17 protein-coding genes and 1 pseudogene are annotated in these 19,341 nt (G+C 73.5%); 5 read left to right on the forward strand and 13 right to left on the reverse strand.

Annotation, left to right across the window (positions count from 1 at the left end; genetic code table 11):
• Positions 1–40 precede the first annotated feature (40 nt).
• Positions 41–1,078 (reverse strand): NUDIX hydrolase, encoded by a 1,038-nt coding sequence (locus ACZ4M8_RS14295; protein ID WP_467606847.1) that lies wholly within the window; start codon positions 1,076–1,078, stop codon positions 41–43.
• 549 nt (positions 1,079–1,627) lie between these two features.
• Here ACZ4M8_RS14295 and ACZ4M8_RS14300 point away from each other — a divergent pair.
• Positions 1,628–2,777, forward strand: a pseudogene (locus ACZ4M8_RS14300) (glycoside hydrolase family 27 protein); the annotation flags it as partial.
• Positions 2,778–2,834: 57 nt separating this feature from the next.
• Here the strand turns inward: ACZ4M8_RS14300 and ACZ4M8_RS14305 are convergent.
• Positions 2,835–4,838, reverse strand: coding sequence for a serine/threonine-protein kinase (locus tag ACZ4M8_RS14305; RefSeq protein ID WP_467606849.1), 2,004 nt, complete (start codon positions 4,836–4,838; stop codon positions 2,835–2,837).
• Between the two features lie 246 nt (positions 4,839–5,084).
• A complete protein-coding gene (locus tag ACZ4M8_RS14310; RefSeq protein ID WP_467606851.1) occupies positions 5,085–6,053 on the reverse strand; it encodes an ROK family protein in 969 nt (322 codons plus the stop codon).
• 144 nt (positions 6,054–6,197) lie between these two features.
• On the opposite strand from ACZ4M8_RS14310, the gene ACZ4M8_RS14315 reads away from it, so the two are divergent.
• Positions 6,198–7,241 (forward strand): LacI family DNA-binding transcriptional regulator, encoded by a 1,044-nt coding sequence (locus ACZ4M8_RS14315; RefSeq protein ID WP_467606853.1) that lies wholly within the window; start codon positions 6,198–6,200, stop codon positions 7,239–7,241.
• A 3-nt stretch (positions 7,242–7,244) separates the two neighbouring features.
• Here ACZ4M8_RS14315 and ACZ4M8_RS14320 read toward each other — a convergent pair whose 3' ends face one another.
• The gene (locus tag ACZ4M8_RS14320) at positions 7,245–7,688 is read right to left on the reverse strand and encodes a tautomerase family protein (protein ID WP_467606855.1); all 444 of its coding nucleotides are present in this window, start codon (positions 7,686–7,688) and stop codon (positions 7,245–7,247) included.
• Between the two features lie 165 nt (positions 7,689–7,853).
• Here ACZ4M8_RS14320 and ACZ4M8_RS14325 point away from each other — a divergent pair, with 165 nt between their 5' ends.
• Positions 7,854–8,798: a LysR family transcriptional regulator gene (locus ACZ4M8_RS14325; protein WP_467606858.1), complete on the forward strand. Its 945-nt coding sequence runs from the start codon at positions 7,854–7,856 to the stop codon at positions 8,796–8,798.
• 215 nt (positions 8,799–9,013) lie between these two features.
• Here the strand turns inward: ACZ4M8_RS14325 and ACZ4M8_RS14330 are convergent, their stop codons facing one another.
• Positions 9,014–10,297 (reverse strand): DUF6986 family protein, encoded by a 1,284-nt coding sequence (locus ACZ4M8_RS14330; RefSeq protein WP_467606860.1) that lies wholly within the window; start codon positions 10,295–10,297, stop codon positions 9,014–9,016.
• Positions 10,298–10,567: 270 nt separating this feature from the next.
• Between ACZ4M8_RS14330 and ACZ4M8_RS14335 the strand changes: the two genes are divergently transcribed.
• Complete coding sequence (locus ACZ4M8_RS14335) at positions 10,568–11,089, forward strand: DinB family protein (protein WP_467606861.1); 522 nt, start codon at positions 10,568–10,570, stop codon at positions 11,087–11,089.
• An 80-nt stretch (positions 11,090–11,169) separates the two neighbouring features.
• On the opposite strand, the gene ACZ4M8_RS14340 is transcribed toward ACZ4M8_RS14335, so the two are convergent.
• The 4 genes from ACZ4M8_RS14340 to ACZ4M8_RS14355 all read right to left on the reverse strand — a co-directional run bounded on the left by ACZ4M8_RS14340 (position 11,170) and on the right by ACZ4M8_RS14355 (position 14,264).
• A complete protein-coding gene (locus ACZ4M8_RS14340; RefSeq protein WP_467606862.1) occupies positions 11,170–12,132 on the reverse strand; it encodes an electron transfer flavoprotein subunit alpha/FixB family protein in 963 nt (320 codons plus the stop codon).
• Between the two features lie 69 nt (positions 12,133–12,201).
• Positions 12,202–12,987, reverse strand: coding sequence for an electron transfer flavoprotein subunit beta/FixA family protein (locus ACZ4M8_RS14345; RefSeq protein WP_467606864.1), 786 nt, complete (start codon positions 12,985–12,987; stop codon positions 12,202–12,204).
• Between the two features lie 212 nt (positions 12,988–13,199).
• Positions 13,200–13,706: a flavin reductase family protein gene (locus ACZ4M8_RS14350; RefSeq protein WP_467606867.1), complete on the reverse strand. Its 507-nt coding sequence runs from the start codon at positions 13,704–13,706 to the stop codon at positions 13,200–13,202.
• Between the two features lie 225 nt (positions 13,707–13,931).
• Complete coding sequence (locus ACZ4M8_RS14355) at positions 13,932–14,264, reverse strand: TlpA family protein disulfide reductase (protein ID WP_467606869.1); 333 nt, start codon at positions 14,262–14,264, stop codon at positions 13,932–13,934.
• A 312-nt stretch (positions 14,265–14,576) separates the two neighbouring features.
• Here ACZ4M8_RS14355 and ACZ4M8_RS14360 point away from each other — a divergent pair, with 312 nt between their 5' ends.
• Entirely contained in the window at positions 14,577–15,293 is a 717-nt protein-coding gene (locus ACZ4M8_RS14360; protein WP_467606872.1) for a lysophospholipid acyltransferase family protein, read from the forward strand.
• A gap of 42 nt (positions 15,294–15,335) precedes the next feature.
• Here ACZ4M8_RS14360 and ACZ4M8_RS14365 read toward each other — a convergent pair whose 3' ends face one another.
• The 4 genes from ACZ4M8_RS14365 to ACZ4M8_RS14380 form a co-directional block, all read right to left on the reverse strand.
• Positions 15,336–15,911: a transglutaminase-like domain-containing protein gene (locus ACZ4M8_RS14365; protein ID WP_467606874.1), complete on the reverse strand. Its 576-nt coding sequence runs from the start codon at positions 15,909–15,911 to the stop codon at positions 15,336–15,338.
• A gap of 79 nt (positions 15,912–15,990) precedes the next feature.
• Entirely contained in the window at positions 15,991–17,082 is a 1,092-nt protein-coding gene (locus ACZ4M8_RS14370; RefSeq protein WP_399094412.1) for a threonine aldolase family protein, read from the reverse strand.
• Positions 17,061–17,822: an SDR family NAD(P)-dependent oxidoreductase gene (locus ACZ4M8_RS14375; RefSeq protein WP_467606876.1), complete on the reverse strand. Its 762-nt coding sequence runs from the start codon at positions 17,820–17,822 to the stop codon at positions 17,061–17,063. The genes ACZ4M8_RS14370 and ACZ4M8_RS14375 overlap by 22 nt, the downstream gene beginning before the upstream one ends.
• 68 nt (positions 17,823–17,890) lie before the next feature.
• Positions 17,891–19,288 (reverse strand): DUF6421 family protein, encoded by a 1,398-nt coding sequence (locus ACZ4M8_RS14380; RefSeq protein ID WP_467606878.1) that lies wholly within the window; start codon positions 19,286–19,288, stop codon positions 17,891–17,893.
• Between the last annotated feature and the right edge of the window lie 53 nt (positions 19,289–19,341).

Consider the following 19,341-nt stretch of genomic DNA (forward strand, 5'->3'; position numbering starts at 1 on the left):
CCCCGGGCGCGCCCGCCTGGTGTGACCGCCGCTCCCCGGGTCAGCCGCCCGCCGGAACGCCCCGTTCCAGGAGCATCGGGCAGCCGCGTTCGCGGGCCCGCAGCGCCCAGCGCAGACGGCGGAAGCGGACCGGCGGCAGCAGCGCCTCCGCCTCGGACTCGGTGACGAACCGCCACTCGCGCAGCTCGGCGCCGGGCAGCCGCAGCCCGCGGGTCTGCTGGTCGGTGAGGTGACCGCCGTCGAAGAGCAGCCGCAGCCCGCCGAATCCGGGCGGCTCGGGCGCCTCCCAGTCCAGGACGAGCAGGCGCGGGGTGCGCGGCAGTTGGAGCCCCAGCTCCTCCACGACCTCGCGCAACCCCGCCTGGGTGGGCGGCTCACCGTGCTCGACGATGCCGCCGGGGAACTCCCAGCCCGGTTTGTAGGTGGGATCGACGAGGAGCACGCGGTCGGCGTCGTCGAAGAGCAGGACCCCGGCGGCGAGGGTTTCGGCGGTGGGCTCCGGTGTCTGCACGATGCCGCAGTCGGCCGTGCCGGAGCGCACCGCCTCGGCTATCTCCGCCGCGGTCCGCCGGGGCGTCAGCCGCCCGGTGTCCACCACGTACGCGTCGTCCTTGAGCCAGCTGCGCGCCTCGGCGTACGAGGTGAGGGCGTCCAGGCCCCAGCGGCGGACCTGTGCCGCGCTCGCCCGGTCGGCGGCGGTCTCCTCGCGGTGGGCGATCCGCTCCCGCAGGATCGTTTCCTCCGCATCCAGCAGAAAATGCCGGACCGGAATGCGGCGGGCGGCGAGCGCGCCGAAGATTTCGTCGCGGTATTCCTGCCGCAACAACGTCATCGGGGTCACCAAGGGGCCGGGAACCTCGGTCAGTAGCGCCGCCGCGGTGTCCACGACCAACCGGCGCCAGGCGGGCAGGTCCTGGAGGTCGTCGATTTCCTCCAGGCGCTTGGCGGGCAGCATCATCCGCAGGCCCTGACCGAGGAGTTCGGGGTCGTAGAGCGTGCTCCCCGGAAGCAGGTCGAGCAATTCCTGCGCCGCTGTGGTCTTGCCCGCACCGAACGTGCCGTTCAGCCAGACGATCACGGTGTCCCCTCTTCTCCGGAACCAGATGAGTTGCCCGCACCAGCCTGCCACGGAAAACGCTCGATTCCAGGCCGCGCGCACATCCGGGGACGGTGCGCAGCGCGCGGCGGCGCCATGGACGCGGGGCGCTGCGCGGCCCCCGTGCACGCGCCGGTCGCGAAATGCGCCACGGTGGGGACACCACCTCGTATCCCGCCCCGCGAAGCCCTCGGCAACCAAGCGCTCCCCAACGCTTCCCGGACCGAAACCCCTGCCCGCGCACGGGCGCGGGGAATGCCCGCATCCGCATATGACGGCGGCCATCGCACCGGAATTCCGTACCCCGGCGAGCCGCATCGTTCGCACCGTCCGACCCGCGCATCACCCACGACCGCAGGCCGGTGCGGACGGTCCGCGCGACGGTGCGGGCTCTTCCCGCGGAGTTCCACGCGCTCCACCGTCGCCCTCCACGAGCGACCGGCCCATCGCCCGCCACCCCGAGGACAAAGACCTGGTCACGCGGCGCCTCCCGCGCTCCCTCGCCGCCCGACGGCGGAGCCCCGCGGCCCTCTGCGCGCTGTCCGCCGCCCTCCTCCGCACCGCCTCGCGGCCACTCCCCCGACGGGATTCAACAACGGGAATTCCCCCACCGCGGCCTGGGATTCAACGAGAAAATGGGCAAGAAGATCGCCGCTCTCTTCGTGACCGAAGGACTCAAGGACGCCGGATACGCCTACGTCGATCTCGAAGACTGCCGGGCGATGCCCGCCCGCGGCCCGAAGGGCCGGCTCGTCCCCGGTCCGATCCGATTTCCGCACGGCATCGCGGCGGTCGCCGACCACGTCCACGGCAAAGGGCCGAAGTTCGGCATCTACAGCAGTGCGGGTACCCGGACCTGTAGCGGCATCGGTTTTCCCGGAGCGCTGGGCCATGAGGAATGCGACGCCCGGCAGTTCGCCTCCTGGGGAGTCGACCGTCTCACGTACGACAACTGCAACAACCAAGGTGTGGACGCCCGGCAGCGCTACACCGCCGTGCGGGACGCACTGCGCGCCACCGGCCGCCCGATCACGTACAGCGTCTGCGAATGGGGGGGGAACAAACCGCGGGAATGGGCGGGCGGAGTTGGGGCGGTCGTGGCGGACCACCGGGGATATCGGTGACAACTGGGCGAGCGTGCTGGACATTCTCCAGAAGAATCCGCCGCTCGCCCCGTACGCCGGTTGCGGGCACCGGAACGACCCGGACCTGCTGGAGGCCGGCAACGGCGGTATGACGGACACCGAGTACGTACCGCAGTCACTTCACCCTCCGGGCCACGATGGCCGCGCCGCTGCTCATCGGCACCGATCCGCGCGCCGCGTCCCCGCAGACGTACGACATCCTCCGCGACAAGGACGTGATCGCGCTCGATCAGGCCCGTTGGGCCGGCGGGCGACCGTGCTGGGCAGTAACGGCGGGCGGTGGACGCCGGTCAAGGAACCGGCCGACGGGGACCGGGCCGTCGCACTGTGCAACGCGAGCGACCACGAGCAGCCGATCACCACGGGCGCGGCGGCGGCCGGGCTGCCCGAGGCGCCCGGCTACCGGCTACCGGCTACCGGCTACCGGCTACCGGCTACGCGACCGGTGGCAGCGCACCGACCGGCACACCACCGGCGAGATCACCGTGACGGTCCCCGCGCACGCCACCGCCGTCCACCGGGTGACGGCGCAGCGGGGCGGCTGAGCCCCGTCGGGCCGTGCCGGACGGCTCTCCCGCCCGGCACGGCGGCGGTCAGCAGGTCGGCAGCCCCGGCATCGGCTGGTCGTTGGCGCCGCCCTTGAGGTAGACGACGCTGACGTAGACGCCGGCGTTGCCGCTGTCGTCGTCGGTCTTGGCCCACCAGACGTTGGTCCAGCGGCCGTTGGTCTCCCGGCGCCCCAGATTCGCCTGGCAGTAGAAGTAGTTGGTGCCGCTGTTGAGCACGCCCACCTTCTGACCGGAGGCGTTGTACGAGTCGGCGGTACGCCACACCACGCAGTTGGTCTTCCCGCCGCCCGCCGGGGTGCACGAGGTCTCCGGCGGCGGGGTGCTGTGGCCGCCACCGCCCGAGCCGCCGCCCGGACCGCCGCCGTGCGATCCGCCGCTGTGCGAACCGCCGCCCGAGCCCCCGCCGTGGTGGCCGGAACCGCCGTCGCCCTTGCCCGGGTCGTCGCTCGGGGCGGAGGCGTCGCCGGACGGTTCGCCCGACCGCGACGGCGCGCCGCTCGGGCCCTGCCCGGCGTCGCCCTCGCCCGGGTCGCCGTCGGTGTCCTCGCCGTCGCCCTTGCCGCTCTCCTCGGCGTTCGGGGAGACCGGTGCGCCGGGCTCGGTGGCGCGGCTCGCACTGCCGTCGGTCGGCGTCGGCGCCCCGCCGCCCGCGACGTTCTCCGTCTTGCCGCCGAGCGCCACATACGTCACACCGGCGCCGGTCGCGAGGACCACCAGCACGGCGGCGACGGCGAGTGCGACCCGGCCGCCTCGGCGGGGGCGCGGCAACGCGGCCGTGTCCCGGGCCGAGCGGGACGCCGCCACCGCGCCGACCACCGTCGTCGGCTGGTCGTGCACCGGCTCGGGCGCGCCGGACGGCGGCGGGGCGGCGCTCGCCGCGCCCGGTCCGGAGAGCCAACCGGTGGGCGCGCCCGAGGCGTTGCCGTCGGTGGCCGCGGATCCGGCGGCCGCGTCGAACGCCTTGGGCGGCGCGGGCGGGCCGACCGGCTTGATGTCCGTCGCGGTCGGCAGATGCGGTGCGCCGGGCACGGCCACGCCTCCCGGATCGCGTCCGTCGGCGACCGCCTGGAGCATCTCCCGGGCCTGCGCCGCGTCCGGCCGCTCCGCCGGGTTCTTCGCCATCAGCGCGTGCAGGACGGGCGTGAGCGGTCCGGCCCGCCGCGGCTCGGGCAGCGGTTCGGTGACGATCGCGGTCAGCGTGGAGTACACCGACGTACGGCGGAACGGCGCGCCGCCGCCCTCGACCGCCGCGTAGAGCGTCATGCCCAGCGACCAGATGTCGGAGGCGGGGCTCGGGCCCATGCCCTGCGCGCGCTCGGGCGGAAGGTAGTCGAGCGAGCCGACCAGTTCGCCGCTGCGGGTGAGGTGGGTCTCGGCGCCGTCGCCCGGACCCTCGATGCTGGCGATGCCGAAGTCGGTGAGGACCACCCGGCCGCTGCTGTCCAGCAGGACGTTGCCGGGCTTCACATCCCGGTGCAGCACTCCGGCGCGGTGCGCGGCGTCCAGCGCGTCCATCACCCGGGCGCCGATCGCGGCCATCTCGCGCGGCTCGATACCGCCCCGCCGCCCGACCGCGTCGTCCAGTGACGGCCCGTCCACCAGCTCCATGACGATGACGGGGCGTCCGCCCTCGTCGATGACGTCATGGACGGTGATCACGCCGGAGTGCCGGATCCGCGCCGCGGCACGCGCCTCGCGCTGCATACGGATGCGCAGATCGGCAAGCTCCGGCGCGGAGGCGTCGGTGTAGGCGCGCAGTACCTTGACGGCGACCTCGCGGCCCAGCACCTCGTCCACGGCGCGGCAGACCACGCCCATCCCGCCGCGGCCGATCCGGCCGGTGACGCGGTACCGGCCCCCGAGCAGACGGCCCGTCAGATCGTCGTCGGCGCGGGCCCCGCCCGCGCCCTTCTTCCCGGCGTCCGGGCCCGGTGGCCCCGCCGTCACCTCGTCCGGCCGGGCGGCGCCGTCCCCGCCCGCACCGTTGCCCTCGTCCGCACCGCGCTGTTCGCGCTCCCCCGAAGTCACGTCGCCGTTCCTCCCGCTGCCGCCTGCCCGACGTCACCGCCGGCCGCCTCACTGCCCGCCTCTTGACGTGCACCAGGGTAAGGCGCCCGGGGAGTGCCCGGGACGCCTCCGGAGCCCCGAATCGTCCGCCGGGGGCCCGGAGCCCCCGGCACCCGGCGCGTACATCCGTATACGGAGGGCCGCCCCCGTACCGGACGTACCGGGACGAGAGCGGCGGACCGGCGGGCGTACGGGCCGGACGGGGCGTCAAGGGGCGGGGCGGGGCGCGGCCGCGAAGATGTCGGGACGGGACTGTTGTGCGGCGACGACGGCGGCGCCCACCAGACCGGCGTCGGTGCCCGTCCCGGCGGGGACGACCTTCAGCCCGGCGGTGAAGGAGAGCGTCGCGTACTCCCGCAGCGCCCGGCGCAGCGGCGCGAAGAGCACCTCGCCGGCGCCCGCCACCCCGCCGCCGACGACGGCGAGTTCGACCTCCACGAGCGTCGCGGTGGCGGCGATCCCGGCGGCCAGCGCCTGCGCGGCCCGTTCGAAGGAGCGCCGGGCGACCGGGTCCCCGGCGCGCGCCGCGGCCGCGACCGCCGCCGCACCCGGCGCGTCGCCGGGCCCCGGGCGCCAGCCGTTCTCGCGTGCGCGGCGGACGATGTTCGGGCCGCTGGCGATGCGTTCGACGCAGCCGCGCGCGCCGCACGGGCAGGGGTCACCGTCGAGGTCGACGCTGATGTGGCCGATGTGCCCGGCGTTGCCGGTGGGTCCGAGGTGCGGTCGGCCGCCCAGGATCAGGCCGCCGCCGACGCCCGTGGAGACCACCATGCACAGCGCGTCGGACCGGCCGCGCGCCGCGCCCTGCCAGTGTTCGGCCGCCGCCATCGCCACGCCGTCGCCCATCAGCACGACGGGGAGGTCGCCGGTGAGCGCCCGGACGCCCGCGACCAGCGGGAAGCCGCGCCAGCCGGGGATGTTGACGGGGCTGACCGTACCGGCCGCGGCGTCCACCGGCCCGGCGCTGCCGATACCGACCGCGCCCACCCGCTCCCACTGCGGCGCCGCGGTCAGCTCACCGGTGACCGCGGCGACCGCGCGCATCACCGTGGCGCCGTCCCGGTCGGCGGGGGTCGGCCGGACCGCGCGGACGAGGAGTCTGCCGCGCCCGTCCACCAGGGCTCCGGCGATCTTGGTGCCGCCGATGTCCAGCGCTGCGCTGAGGTCCTTCTGCATCGGTGTCGGTCTCCTGTGGACGCGGGGACCGACGGCGCCGGTCCGGTGTGCGGAGAGGGCCAGTCTTCCGGCACCTGACAACGTTGTCCAGCGACTATGATCGACGGGCCCGCCGACACCCCGCCGCCCGAGGGAGCCCCGCCCGTGACCGATACCGCCCGGGGCGCCTCCCGCCGCTACGGCACCCGTCCCACCATGAAGGACGTCGCGGCGCGCGCCGGAGTGGGGCTGAAGACCGTCTCCCGGGTGGTCAACGGCGAGCCGGGCGTCACCCCGGACACCGAGCGCCGCGTCCAGGAAGCGATCACCGCACTCGGCTTCCGGCGCAACGACTCCGCCCGGATCCTGCGCAAGGGCCGCACCGCCAGCGTCGGCCTGGTCCTGGAGGATCTCGCCGACCCCTTCTACGGTCCGCTCAGCCGCGCCGTGGAGGAGGTGGCCCGCCACCACGGCGCACTGCTGATCAACGGCTCCAGCGCCGAGGACCCGGCCCGGGAGCAGGAGTTGGTGCTGGCGCTGTGCGCGCGGCGGGTCGACGGGCTCGTGGTGATCCCGGCGGGCGACGACCACCGCTATCTCGCGCCGGAGATCGCCGCGGGCGTCGCCACCGTCTTCGTGGACCGTCCGGCCGGGCGGATCGAGGCGGACACCGTCCTGTCGGACAGCTTCGGCGGCTCGCGGGACGCGGTCGCCCACCTCATCGCGCACGGCCACCGCCGGATCGGCTTCATCGGCGACCAGCCGCGTATCCACACCGCGAAGGAACGGCTGCGCGGCTACCGCACCGCGATGGCCGCCGCCGGGCTGCCGGTGGACGGCGGGTGGGTCTCGCTCGGCACGACCGGTCCGGAGCGGGTGGCCCACGCGGCGCGCGCGATGCTGGACGCCCCGGAGCCGGTGACCGCCCTGTTCGCCGGGAACAACCGCGTGACGGTCACCCTCGTCCGGGTCCTGCGGCAGCGCACCGCCCCGGTGGCGCTGGTCGGGTTCGACGATTTCGAGCTGGCCGATCTGGTGAGCCCGGCGGTCACCGTCGTCGCGCAGGACCCGGCCCGGATGGGGCGGACCGCCGCCGGGCTGCTCTTCCGTCGTCTGGAGGGCGCCGACGAGCCGCCGCGCCGCGAGGAGATCCCGACCCGGCTGATCGCCCGCGGCTCGGGCGAGATACGCCCGGAGCGGGGCCGGTGAGCGTCAATTCCCTTGCCCCGTAAGGGCATTGCCTCCGGTGAAGGCCGGGCTCATCCGGACGTCGTAGCCCGTGGCCGGGTCGACGGTGCGGCCGGCGGCCCACCAGTTCTCCGCGGCGGTCTCGACGACGCAGAGGAAGAGGTCCTCCTCCGGGACGCCCGCCGTGTCACGGAGGTGGTCGCGGACGGCGGCGAAGAGCGCCGCCTTCACCTCCGGCGGCCGGGGGTTGAAGAACATCTGCACCGCCAGGGTCCGCTCGCCGCGCGGGATGCCGAAGGCGACCGGCTCGGTCCGGACATTCTCCGGGCTCAGCTCGTGGATGTGGTGGAAGCGGTCGTCCTCCGGTATGCCCAGCACCGCCATCATCGCGTGGTGGACGGCCAGCGAGACGTCGCGGCGGAACGCGGGGGTGGTGCCTTCGCGGAGAAAGATGTTGACCAGAGGCATGGCGGGATCCCGTTCGGGTCGTGGTGACAGGGGGCCGGGCGGCGCTTACGCCGGGGCCGTACGGGCGCGGCGTCCGCGCCGGACCGCCCGTACGTCCCGTACGCTACGGCCGCCAACTCCCCTTCCACCAGCGCATGGTGCGCATGGCGGCTATGCTCACCGCGCATGGATGAGCGCGAGGACGGCCGCCCGGACGGGGGCCTGGACGTGACGCTGGCCGGGCTGCGGGTGGTGCGGGAGGTCGCCGAGCGGGGCACCTTCACCGCCGCGGCGGAGGTACTGGGCTTCACGCAGTCGGCGGTGTCACGGCAGGTGGCCGCCGTGGAACGGGCCACCGGTACGCGGCTCTTCGACCGGCGCCGCGACGGGGTGCGGCCGACCTCCGCCGGGCGCGCGCTGCTGCGTCACGCCGTCGTCGCGCTGGACGCCGTGGACGCGGCCGGACGGGAGCTGCGCGGCGCCGCGGCCGGCGAGGGCGAGGTACGGCTCGGGTACTTCCCGTCCGCCGGGCCGGTCCTCGTGGCCCGCGCGCTGGGGGCGCTCCGGCAGAACCGGTCCCGGCTGCGGACCGTGACCCGGGAGGCGGGCACCCCGGCACTGGTACGGGCGCTGCGCAGCGGACGCCTCGATCTGGCGCTGCTCTCCTCGCGTCCGCCGCACCGCTCCCCCGACACGGACACGCCCGCGCTGCTCGTCGAACCGCTGCTGGAGGTACGGCTGCGGGTCGCGGTGGCGGCGCACGGGCCGTTCGCCGGGCGCGCCGCGGTGACGGCACAGGAGCTGGCCGGGGCGGCGTGGATCACCGGGCCGTCCGGGGCGGACGGCGCGCTGTTCGGGGTGTGGCCCGGCCTGCCGGGGCGGCCCCGGGCCGCGCACAGTGTGCGGGACTGGCTGACGAAGCTGCACCTCGTCGCGGCGGGCGCGGGCGTGACGACCGTTCCGGAGGCGCTCCGTCCGGCGCTGCCGCCGGGCGTGCGGCTGGTGGCGGTCGAGGGCGTCGCCGAGGAGGTACGGCGGGTTGCCGTGGTGCGCGTGCCGGGCCCGGTGCCGCCGCCGGTCGCGGCGGTCGTCCGGGCCCTGCGGCAGGAGGCCGCGGAACTGGCGGGGTGAGCGGGTGGCCGTCCCCGGTGAGCGGCCTCGCGGGCGGGCCCGCTCACCCTCGTGGCGAGCCGCGGCCCCTTCCGGGCGAGTTGCGGCGCGCGGGGCGGGCCACCGCCTCACCCCGGGCCCCGCGACCGGTCACCGCTCACCGGCGGGGCGGGTCACCGCTCACCCCGGAGCCTGCGGACGGGCCGCCGCTCCCCCCGTGGCGGCGGCCCGTCGTCTCATGCCGCGCGGACCGGGCGGCCGGCGAGGGCGTCCAGTTCGGCGCGGGTCAGTCCGGTGAGGCGGGCGACCTCGTCGGCGTCGAGGGCGCCGCAGTCCAGACCGCGCAGCAGGTAGGAGCTGAGCGCCTTGGCGGTGGCGGGTTCGTCCATGACCGCGCCGCCGGCCTTGCCCACGTAGGCGGCGAGCCGGGCGGCGGCCTGCTCCAGGCCCTCGCGGTAGAAGGCGTAGACCGCCGCGTAGCGGGTCGGGAGGTGGCCCGGGTGCATGTCCCAGCCCTGGTAGTAGGCGCGGGCGAGGGAGCGGCGGACGAGGTTGTGGTGCAGGCGCCAGGCCGCGTGGACCTGCTCGGTGGTGCCGACGGGCAGGACGTTGGTGGAGCCGTCGGAGAGGCGGACGCCGGTGCCGGCGGCGGCGACCTGCATGACGGCCTTGGCGTGGTCGGCGACCGGGTGGTCCAGCGACTGGTGGGCGGCGCTGACGCCGCAGGAGGCGCTGTAGTCGAAGGTGCCGTAGTGCAGCGAGGTGGCACGGCCCTCGGCCGCCTCGATCATGCGGGCGACGGTGGCGCGGCCGTCGGCGCCGAGGATCGACTGGGTGGTCTCGATCTGGATCTCGAAGCCGATACGGCCACCGGCCAGCCCGTGCGCCTGCTCGAACGCCTCCAGGAGCCGCACCATCGCGGTGACCTGCTCGGCGTAGGTCACCTTGGGCAGGGTGAGGACCAGGCCCTCGGGCAGTCCACCGGCGTTCATCAGACCGGTGAGGAAGATGTCGAGGGTGCGGATACCGCGGTCGCGGACGGCGGCTTCCATGCACTTCATACGGATGCCCGTGTACGGCGCGGCGGTGCCGTCGCGGTGGGCGGCGGCGACGAGCGCGGCGGCGCGGGCGGCGGCCTCGTCCTCCTCGGCGTCGGACCGGTTGCCGTAGCCGTCCTCGAAGTCGATCCGCAGGTCCTCGACCGGCTCGCGGGTGAGCTTGGCACGGACGCGGTCGTGGACGGGGCCCGCGAGGTCGTCGGGGATGCCGAGGACCCGGGCGAGCGCGGCGGCGTCCGGGGCGTGCGCGTCGAGGGCGGCCAGCGCCTCGTCGCCCCAGGTCCGCAGGGTGGTCGCGGTGAAGGCGTCACCGGGGACGTAGACGGTGTGGACCGGCTGGCGGGTGCCGGGGTCGCCCGGGTACCGGCGGGCGAGGTCCGCGTCGACGGCGGCGAGGGAGGCCCCGATGCCCTCGCGTACGGTGTCCGCCAGGCTGGTCGCCACGGTCTCCTGCTGCCCCATTCGACATCCTCCCGAGGGTTACGCCCGCCCACAGGACAGGCACTTCCGCTTTACGGAATCAATAATCCGTAAAGCGAAGCTATCCGTGGCGGGAGGCAAGGTCAACACCTCTTTTCGCACATCACGGGCCGTCCGGCCCCAGGGCGACGCGGCCCGGTGCCGCCACCGGAAGGCCCAAGGCCCGGCCCCGGCGGCACGGTCGGCCGACCGCCGGTCCATGACGCCGCAAAGTGCCTGGCACGGTACGGCGCGCCCCGGCAGACTCACCCCATGACGACCTGGATCGCACCCTCCGTGGACCGCCGCCCGATGCCCGCCGCCGTCGGTGAGCGCGAGATGCTGCAGGGCTGGCTCGACTGGCACCGCGACACCCTGCTGGCCAAATGCGCGGGCCTGACCGGCGAACAGCTGACCCTGCGCAGCGCGGCGCCCTCCACCCTCAGCCTCCTCGGGCTGGTCCGCCATCTCACCGACGTCGAACGCGCCTGGTTCCGCCAGCGCTTCAACCGCGAGCTGCTCCCCTCGCTCCACATCACGGACGAGAACATCGACGCCGACCACGACGAGGGCACCCCGCACGGCGCGGAGGCCGACCTCGCGGCGTTCCGGGAGGAGACCGCGGCGTGCGACGCGGCGGTGGCCGACCGCGACCTCGACGAGACCTTCTCGGCCCCGCGCGGCCGGGAGCTGAACCTGCGCTGGATATACACCCACATGATCGAGGAGTACGCCCGCCACAACGGCCACGCCGACCTGCTGCGCGAACGGATCGACGGCGCCGCCGGCCACTGACCCGCGCACGGTGAAGGCCCCGTACGCGTGGTGCGTACGGGGCCTTCACCGTGGGCGCGGACCGGCCGGCCCGTGGTGGCTCAGCCCTTGCGGGTCTTGACCTCTTCGGTCAGGGCCGGGACGACGTCGAAGAGGTCGCCGACGACGCCGTAGTCGACCAGGTCGAAGATCGGGGCCTCGGCGTCCTTGTTGATGGCGACGATCGTCTTGGAGGTCTGCATACCGGCGCGGTGCTGGATCGCACCGGAGATACCGGCGGCGATGTACAGCTGCGGCGAGACCGACTTACCGGTCTGGCCGACCTGGTTGGTGTGCGGGTACCAACCGGCGTCGACCGCGGCACGCGAGGCGCCGACGGCGGCACCGAGCGAGTCGGCGAGCGCCTCGATGACCGGGAAGTTCTCGGCGCCGTTGACTCCACGGCCACCGGAGACCACGATCGCGGCCTCGGTCAGCTCCGGACGGCCGGTCGACTCGCGCGGGGTGCGCGAGACGATCTTCGTGCCCTTGGAGGCGTCGGCGATCGTCACGTCGAGCTGCTCGACCGTCCCGGCGGCCGGAGCGGCCTCGGGCGCGGCGGAGTTGGGCTTGACGGTGATGACCGGGGTGCCGGTGGTGACGCGCGACTTGGTGGTGAAGGAAGCGGCGAAGACGGACTGCGTCGCCACCGGGCCCTCGTCGCCGGCCTCCAGGTCGACGGCGTCGGTGATGATGCCGGAGCCGATGCGCACCGCGAGACGGGCGCCGATCTCCTTGCCCTCGGCGGAGGACGGCAGCAGCACCGCGGCCGGGGACACCGCCTCGTACGCGGCCTGGAGCGCGTCGACCTTGGGGGCGACGAGGTACTCGGCGAACTCGGGGGCGTCGGCGGCCAGCACCTTCACCGCGCCGTGCTCGGCGAGGGTGGCGGCGGCGGTGTCCGCGCCGGAGCCGAGGTGCACGGCCACGGGCTCGCCGATGCGGCGGGCGAGGGTGAGCAGTTCGAGGGTGGGCTTGCGGACGGCGCCGTCCACGTGGTCGACGTAGACAAGGACTTCAGCCATGGGGTGACTCTCCTGCGGGAAGAATGAGGGCGGTGACGGGTGGCCGGGTCCGGTGCCCGGCCGGGGGCCTCAGATGAACTTCTGGCCCGCGAGGAACTCGGCGAGCTGCTTGCCGCCCTCGCCCTCGTCCGTGACGATCGTGCCGGCCGTACGGGCCGGGCGCTCCGCGGCGCCGTCGACCGCGGTCCAGGCACCGTCCAGACCGACCTCGTCCGCGTCGATGTCGAGGTCGTCCAGCTCCCAGGACTCCACCGGCTTCTTCTTGGCGGCCATGATGCCCTTGAAGGAGGGGTAACGCGCCTCACCCGACTGGTCGGTGACGGACACGACGGCCGGGAGCGACGCCTCCAGCTGCTCGCTGGCGGTGTCGCCGTCACGGCGGCCGGTCACCTTGCCGCCGTCGACGGCGACCTCGGAGAGCTGGGTGACCTGCGGGACGTTCAGCCGCTCGGCGAGCAGGGCGGGCAGCACACCCATGGTGCCGTCGGTGGAGGCCATACCGCAGACGACCAGGTCGTAGCCGGCCTTCTCGATGGCCTTGGCGAGCACGAGGGAGGTACCCAGCGCGTCGGTGCCGTGCAGGTCGTCGTCCTCGACGTGGATGCCCTTGTCCGCGCCCATCGACAGCGCCTTGCGCAGCGCGTCGTTGGCGTCCTCGGGCCCGACGGTGAGGACGGTGACCTCGGCGTCGTCGGCGGCTTCCTTGATCTGCAGGGCCTGCTCGACGGCGTACTCGTCCAGCTCCGAGAGGAGGCCGTCCACGTCGTCGCGGTCGACGGTCAGGTCCTCGGCGAAGTGCCGGTCGCCGGTGGCGTCGGGCACGTACTTCACACAGACAACGATCCTCAAGCTCACGCCGGCTCTCCTACCTGCTTCGTCTCTTCAGAACTGCCTTGTGCTGGCAGCATAGGCGCCTGTGGGGGCGGCTCCGGGTCGGTTCGGAATCCCCGCGCCGACCCCGATATTACTCACCAGTACATACAGTGTCGTCCCCGGAATCAAGGCCGCTGAACTGTGACCTAGCCAACGGCCCCGACCCGGGGACGACGAAGCGTTACGGGAACTGCTCAGTCACGCAGCGCGTTGAAGCGCCCCTGGTGGTAGAGGAGCGGACGGCCCGGTCCCGCCGGGTCGCCGAGCAGCGGCTGGGCGAGGACGATGCGGTGATCACCGGCCGGGACGCGGGCGACGACCCGGCAGACCAGCCAGGCGAGGACGCCGTCGAGCAGCGGGACGCCCTCGGGACCGGTACGCCAGGAGGTGGCGGGGCCGAAGCGGTCGGCGCCGCTGCGGGCGAAGGTGGCGGCCAGCTCCTGCTGATGTTCGCCGAGTATGTGGACGCCCAGGTGGTCCGCCTCGGCCAGCACCGGCCAGGAGGAGGCGGTGGTCGCGACGCCGAAGGAGAGCAGCGGCGGTTCGGCGGCGACGGAGGTCAGGGAGGTCGCCGTGAAGCCCACGGGACGCTCGCCCCGCGCGGTGATCACCGCGACGCCCGCGGCGTGCTGCCGGAAGACGGAACGCAGCAGGTCGGGGGAGGCGGTGCGGGGCGTGCCGAGATCGGGCGATGCCGTCATGGAATTGTCCTTCTGCTGAGGTGTACGAGCCGTGGCAGGGCCGCCGGCCGCCGTGGCGGGACCGGCAGCTGAGGTGTCGTCGCTGCTCACACGCCCGGACAGCGTGCGCTCGCGGTCCGCAGCAGATCCACGTGGGCGCGTCCGTACAGAAGGGTTCCTGGCCGCATAACGTCAGAGTGACGATGCGTGGTACACAGCGTCAAGGGGCCCCGGGCTTCTGGGAGATCAATCACGGACCGCCTCGCCCAGCGCCGCGATGACATCGGCCTTACGGGGCTGACCGGCGGCGCGGCGCACGATCGCCCCTTCGGCGTCGAGCACCAGGACGGTCGGGGTGCCCGTGATCCGCAGCCGCCGGACGAGACCGAGCCGGGACTCGGCGTCGATCTCGGTGTGGGTGACGCCGTCGACCATGGCGGCGACCTCGGCGAGGGTGCGGCGGGTGGCCCGGCAGGGCTGACAGAAGGCGCTGGAGAACTGGACCAGCGTGGCCCGCTCACCGAGCTCGGCGCCCAGACTCTCCGCGCCGAGCCGTACGCCGTCGTCCTGCTGGGGCACCGTCGGCCTCCTGGATGTGGGATGTGGGATGGTGCGGGCACTCGTCGTCGCAGTGCAGCGCCCGCGGCACCGGAATGATTCCCGCCGCCGCGTCGGCGATTCTCCCCGCCGCGGGGGCGCGGACGGTACGCCCCGGGCGCACGGGGCGCGGGACGGGCGGGGCGTACGTGACGAGAATCTCCCGGTCCGGGTGGCCCCCGTGGTAGCCGCGACGCCTGTGATCGGGCACGATCTGGCGGAAGCCGCTTCTTACGGCTGCGTAGGTTTCCGCCGGGAGAACCCTCCCCGGGCACAGAAATGGGGTCCCCCGACATGGCCGAACTGGTCTATCCGCCGGTGATCGGTGCCGCGCGCACCCTCTTCAAGTCGCTCGACCTGAAATTCGACATCGCGGGGGCGGAGAACATTCCGCAGCGCGGTGGCGCGGTGCTGGTGAGCAATCACATCGGATACCTCGACTTCGTCTTCGCGGGTCTCGCGGCCCGTCCGGCGAAGCGGCTGGTGCGGTTCATGGCCAAGGAGTCGGTCTTCCGGCACAAGGTGTCGGGGCCGCTGATGCGGGCGATGAAGCACATCCCGGTGGACCGCGCGCAGGGTGTGCACGCCTACCGGCACGCGCTGACGGCGCTGCGCTCGGGCGAGGTGATCGGCGTCTTCCCGGAGGCGACGATCTCGGAGTCGTTCACGCTGAAGGGTTTCAAGTCGGGCGCGGTGCGCCTGGCGCAGGAGGCGGGCGTACCGCTGCTGCCGATGGCGCTGTGGGGCACCCAGCGGCTGTGGACCAAGGGCCACAAGCGGGACCTGGGCCGTAACCACTTCCCGATCACGATCCGGGTGGGTGAGCCGATGGCGGCGGACCCGGACGAGCAGGCGGAGAAGATCACCGACCGGCTGCGCTCGCGCGTCCAGGATCTGCTGGAGGCGGCGCAGCGCGCCTACCCGGTGCGCCCCAAGGGGCCGGACGACACCTGGTGGATCCCGGCGCACCTGGGCGGCACGGCACCGGCGGCGCCGGGGGCGCCCGCCTGACGGCTCCGCCCGGGGCCGGCCGGCTCCCGGTCCCGGCACGCCTCAGAAGTCGGTGGGCAGCGTGCGCCACAGTTCGGCCCGGTCGGTGGCCCGCCGCAGGCACTCCAGGACGACGGGGAGCGGTTCGGCGTACAGCACCGGGGAGTCGGCCTCACCGCGCTCCGGGCGGACGGGCCAGGCGAGCTGTTCCCGGTCGGTGCGGAACTGCGCGTCCACGCCCGGTTTGTTGCCGCGCGGGTCCTGGCGCGTCCACTCGCCGCCGGGGAGCTTGAGCGCGATCAGCCCGTGGAGGGTGTCGAGCTTCTGGTAGCAGAGCGCGGCGGGGATGCCCTCGGCGCGCAGCAGGGCGGCCAGGGCGTGGGATTTGGCGAAGCAGATGCCGGTGCGCCGCGCCAGGGCGTCGGAGGCGCGCCAGGTGACGCGCGGATCGTCGGCGTCGTGGGAGTGCGGGACGGTGTCGCGGACGAATTCGAAGGCGGCCTTGGCGTATGTGTATGCGTCGGCGGCTTCGGCACGCAGCAGCGTCGCAGTGGCCCGAACCAACGGGTGGTCGTGGTCGATGGCCTCACTGACCGCCAAGTAGGCCGAGATTTCCGGGGTGTCCTGGATCAGCTCCATGCGCCGGGAGCGTAACGACGCACCCGGCCGACAGTCAATGACTTTCCGGCCGGGTGCATAGCTATTCAGACAGTGACTGTCAGGCGGCGCCGATCTCCTCACGGAGGGCGGCGAGGAAACCGTCGACGTCCTCCTCCGTGGTGTCGAAGGCGCACATCCACCGCACATCGCCGGCCGCCTCGTCCCAGAAGTAGAAGCGGTAGCGCTTCTGGAGGCGTTCGCTGACGGCGTGCGGCAGCCGGGCGAAGACCGCGTTGGCCTGCACGGGATGGAGGATCTCCACCCCGGCGACCTCCCGCACCCCGGCCGCCAGCCGCTGCGCCATGGTGTTGGCGTGCCGGGCGTTGCGCAGCCACAGGTCCTTGGCGAGCAGCGCCTCCAACTGCACCGACACGAAGCGCATCTTGGACGCCAGCTGCATCGACAGCTTCCGCAGATGCTTCATCCCGCGCACCGCGTCGGGGTTGAGGACGACGACCGCCTCACCGAAGACGGCGCCGTTCTTCGTCCCGCCCAGGGAGAGGAGGTCGACGCCGACCGCGTTGGTGAACGCCCGCATCGGTACGTCCAGGGAGGCGGCGGCGTTGGCGATCCGCGAGCCGTCGAGGTGCACCACCATGTTGCGCTCGTGGGCGTGTTCGCAGATCGCCCGGATCTCGTCCGGGGTGTAGAGCGTGCCCAGTTCGGTGCTCTGGGTGATCGAGACGACCTGCGGCATGGCGCGGTGCTCGTCGTCCCAGCCGTACGCCTCGCGGTCGATCAGCTCGGGGGTGAGCTTGCCGTCCTCGGTCGGCACGGTCAGCAGCTTGAGGCCGCCGACCCGCTCCGGGGCGCCGCACTCGTCGACGTTGATGTGGGCCGACTCGGCGGCGATCACCGCGCCCCAGCGGTCGGTGACCGACTGGAGCGCGACGACGTTGGCGCCGGTGCCGTTGAAGACGGGGAACGCCTCGGCCCGCTGGCCGAAGTGGCTGCGTATCACCCGCTGGAGGTGGGCGGTGTACTCATCCTCGCCGTAGGCGATCTGGTGTCCGCCGTTGGCGAGGGCGAGGGCGGCCAGGACCTCGGGGTGCGCGCCCGCGTAGTTGTCGCTGGCGAAGCCGCGTACCTGGGTGTCGTGGTGCTGCCGGGCGTCGGTCTTGCCGGCGCTCACGGCTCGGGGGTCAGCCACAGACGCTTTCCATTCACTTCCCGGGCGGGCCGGCCCCAGACCCCGGCGATGGCCTCGGCCAGCTCCGTGACGTCGGTGAAGCCCGCGAACTTGGCGTTCGGTCGCTCGGCGCGCATCTGGTCGTTGACGAGCGCCTTGACGACCAGGATCGCAGCCGCGGCCCGCGGCCCCTCCTCGCCCCCCGCCTTGCGGAAACCGTCGGCCAGCGCCAGCGTCCATGCCTCGGCCGCCGCCTTGGACGCGGCGTACGCGGCGTTCCCGCCCGTGGGCCTGCTCGCCCCGGCGGCGCTGGTCAGCAGGTACCGGCCGTTCCCGGAGCGCTGGAGCGCCTCGTGGAAGGCGAGGGAGGTGTGCTGGACGGTACGGACGAGGAGGTTGTGCAGCACCTCCCAGTCGTGCAGGTCGGTCTCGCCGAAGGTTTTCGAGCCACGCCAGCCGCCCACGAGGTGGACCAGCCCGTCGACGCGGCCGAACTCCTTCTCCGTACGGTCGGCCCACTCCCGGGTCTGCTCCGGGTCGAGCAGGTCGACGGTGTCGCCGATGACCGTGGCGCCGCCGTGGGCGTAACGGGCGGCGTCGACCGCCTCGGCCAGCCGCTGGGCGTCCGCGTCGCAGCCGACGACGGTGGCGCCCGCCTCGGCCAGCCGCAGCAGAGTGGCCCGCCCGGCGGGCCCGGCAGCGCCCGCCACCGCGATGACCGCGCCCTCCAGCGGCCCCTGGCCGCCCGTCGAAGTACTCATCTCCGTCGCCTCCTCATCCTTCTGGACACCTGGCTGACCTGCGATTTCGGTGGTGGCGTGGGGCACGCTCACGCCGCCGCCGGCATGTCGTGGCCGGCCGTGATGCCCTTGGTGGAAGCGATCACCGTACGCAGCTTCTTGGCAAGGGCCTCGTAGAACATGCTGAGCGGGAACTCGTCGGGCAGCACGTCGTCCACCAGCTTGCGCGGCGGCTGGTCGAGGTCGAGGGCGTCGGGGCCCTTCGCCCAGACCGAACCCGGGTGCGGGGCGAGGTAGGTCGAGACGAGGTCGTAGGCGGCGAACCAGTGGACCAGCTTGGGCCGGTCGATGCCGTCGCGGTAGAGCTGCTCGATCTCTCCGCAGAGCTGGTTCACGACCTTCGGCGCCCGCTCCCAGTCGATGTGGAGAGTGTTGTCCGTCCAGCGTACGACGGAGTGCTTGTGGAGGTAGGCGAAGAGCAGCTGGCCGCCGAGGCCGTCGTAGTTGCGGTTGCGGTCGCCGGTGACCGGGAAGCGGAACATCCGGTCGAAGATCACCGCGAACTGCACGTCACGGGCTTGCGGGTACCCCTCGGCCGCCAGCTTCACGGCCTCACGGAAGGCGGTGAGGTCACAGCGCAGCTCCTCCAGGCCGTACATCCAGAACGGCTGGCGCTGCTTGATCATGAACGGGTCGAACGGCAGGTCGCCGTGGCTGTGGGTGCGGTCGTGGACCATGTCCCACAGGACGAACGCCTGCTGGCAGCGGTCCTGGTCGGCGAGGAGCGCGCGGATGTCGTCGGGCAGCTCGATGCCGAGCGTGGCGACGGCCGCCTCGCTGACGCGGCGGAAGCGCGCGGCCTCGCGGTCGCAGAAGATACCGCCCCAGCTGAACCGCTCGGGGGCCTCGCGCACCGCGATGGTCTCCGGGAAGAGGACCGCGGAGTTGGTGTCGTACCCGGCGGTGAAGTCCTCGAAGGTGATGCCGCAGAAGAGCGGGTTGTCGTAGCGGGTGCGCTCCAGCTCGGCGAGCCAGTCGGGCCAGACCATGCGCAGCACGACGGCCTCGAAGTTGCGGTCCGGGTTGCCGTTCTGCGTGTACATGGGGAAGAGCACGAGGTGCTGGAGGCCGTCGGCGCGCTGCCGCGCGGGCTGGAAGGCCAGCAGGGAGTCGAGGAAGTCCGGCACCCCGAAGCCGCCGTCCGCCCAGCGGCGCAGGTCGGTGGCGAGCGCCTCGTGGTAGGCGGCGTCGTGCGGCAGCAGCGGGGCCAGCTCGCCGACGGCGGCGATCATCCGGTCGACCTCGCGGCGAACCGTTTCCGCGGTGGGTGCGCCGTCGGCGGTCAGGTCGATCGAGCCGTCCTTGGACTGCCACGGCCGGATGGTCTCGACCGCGTCCTTCAGGGCGGGCCATGCCGGGTGCGCGGTCACCGGCTCCGTGGTCGCGGCACTCGCCCGAGCACCCACAGGCGAAAGGATTTCCGTCATGACTGCCCTCCGGCGGTAGATCGTGTGGTGCACCCACCGTAACCAGCCAGGTT

It is taken from the genome of Streptomyces sp. NPDC027185 (assembly GCF_055567035.1).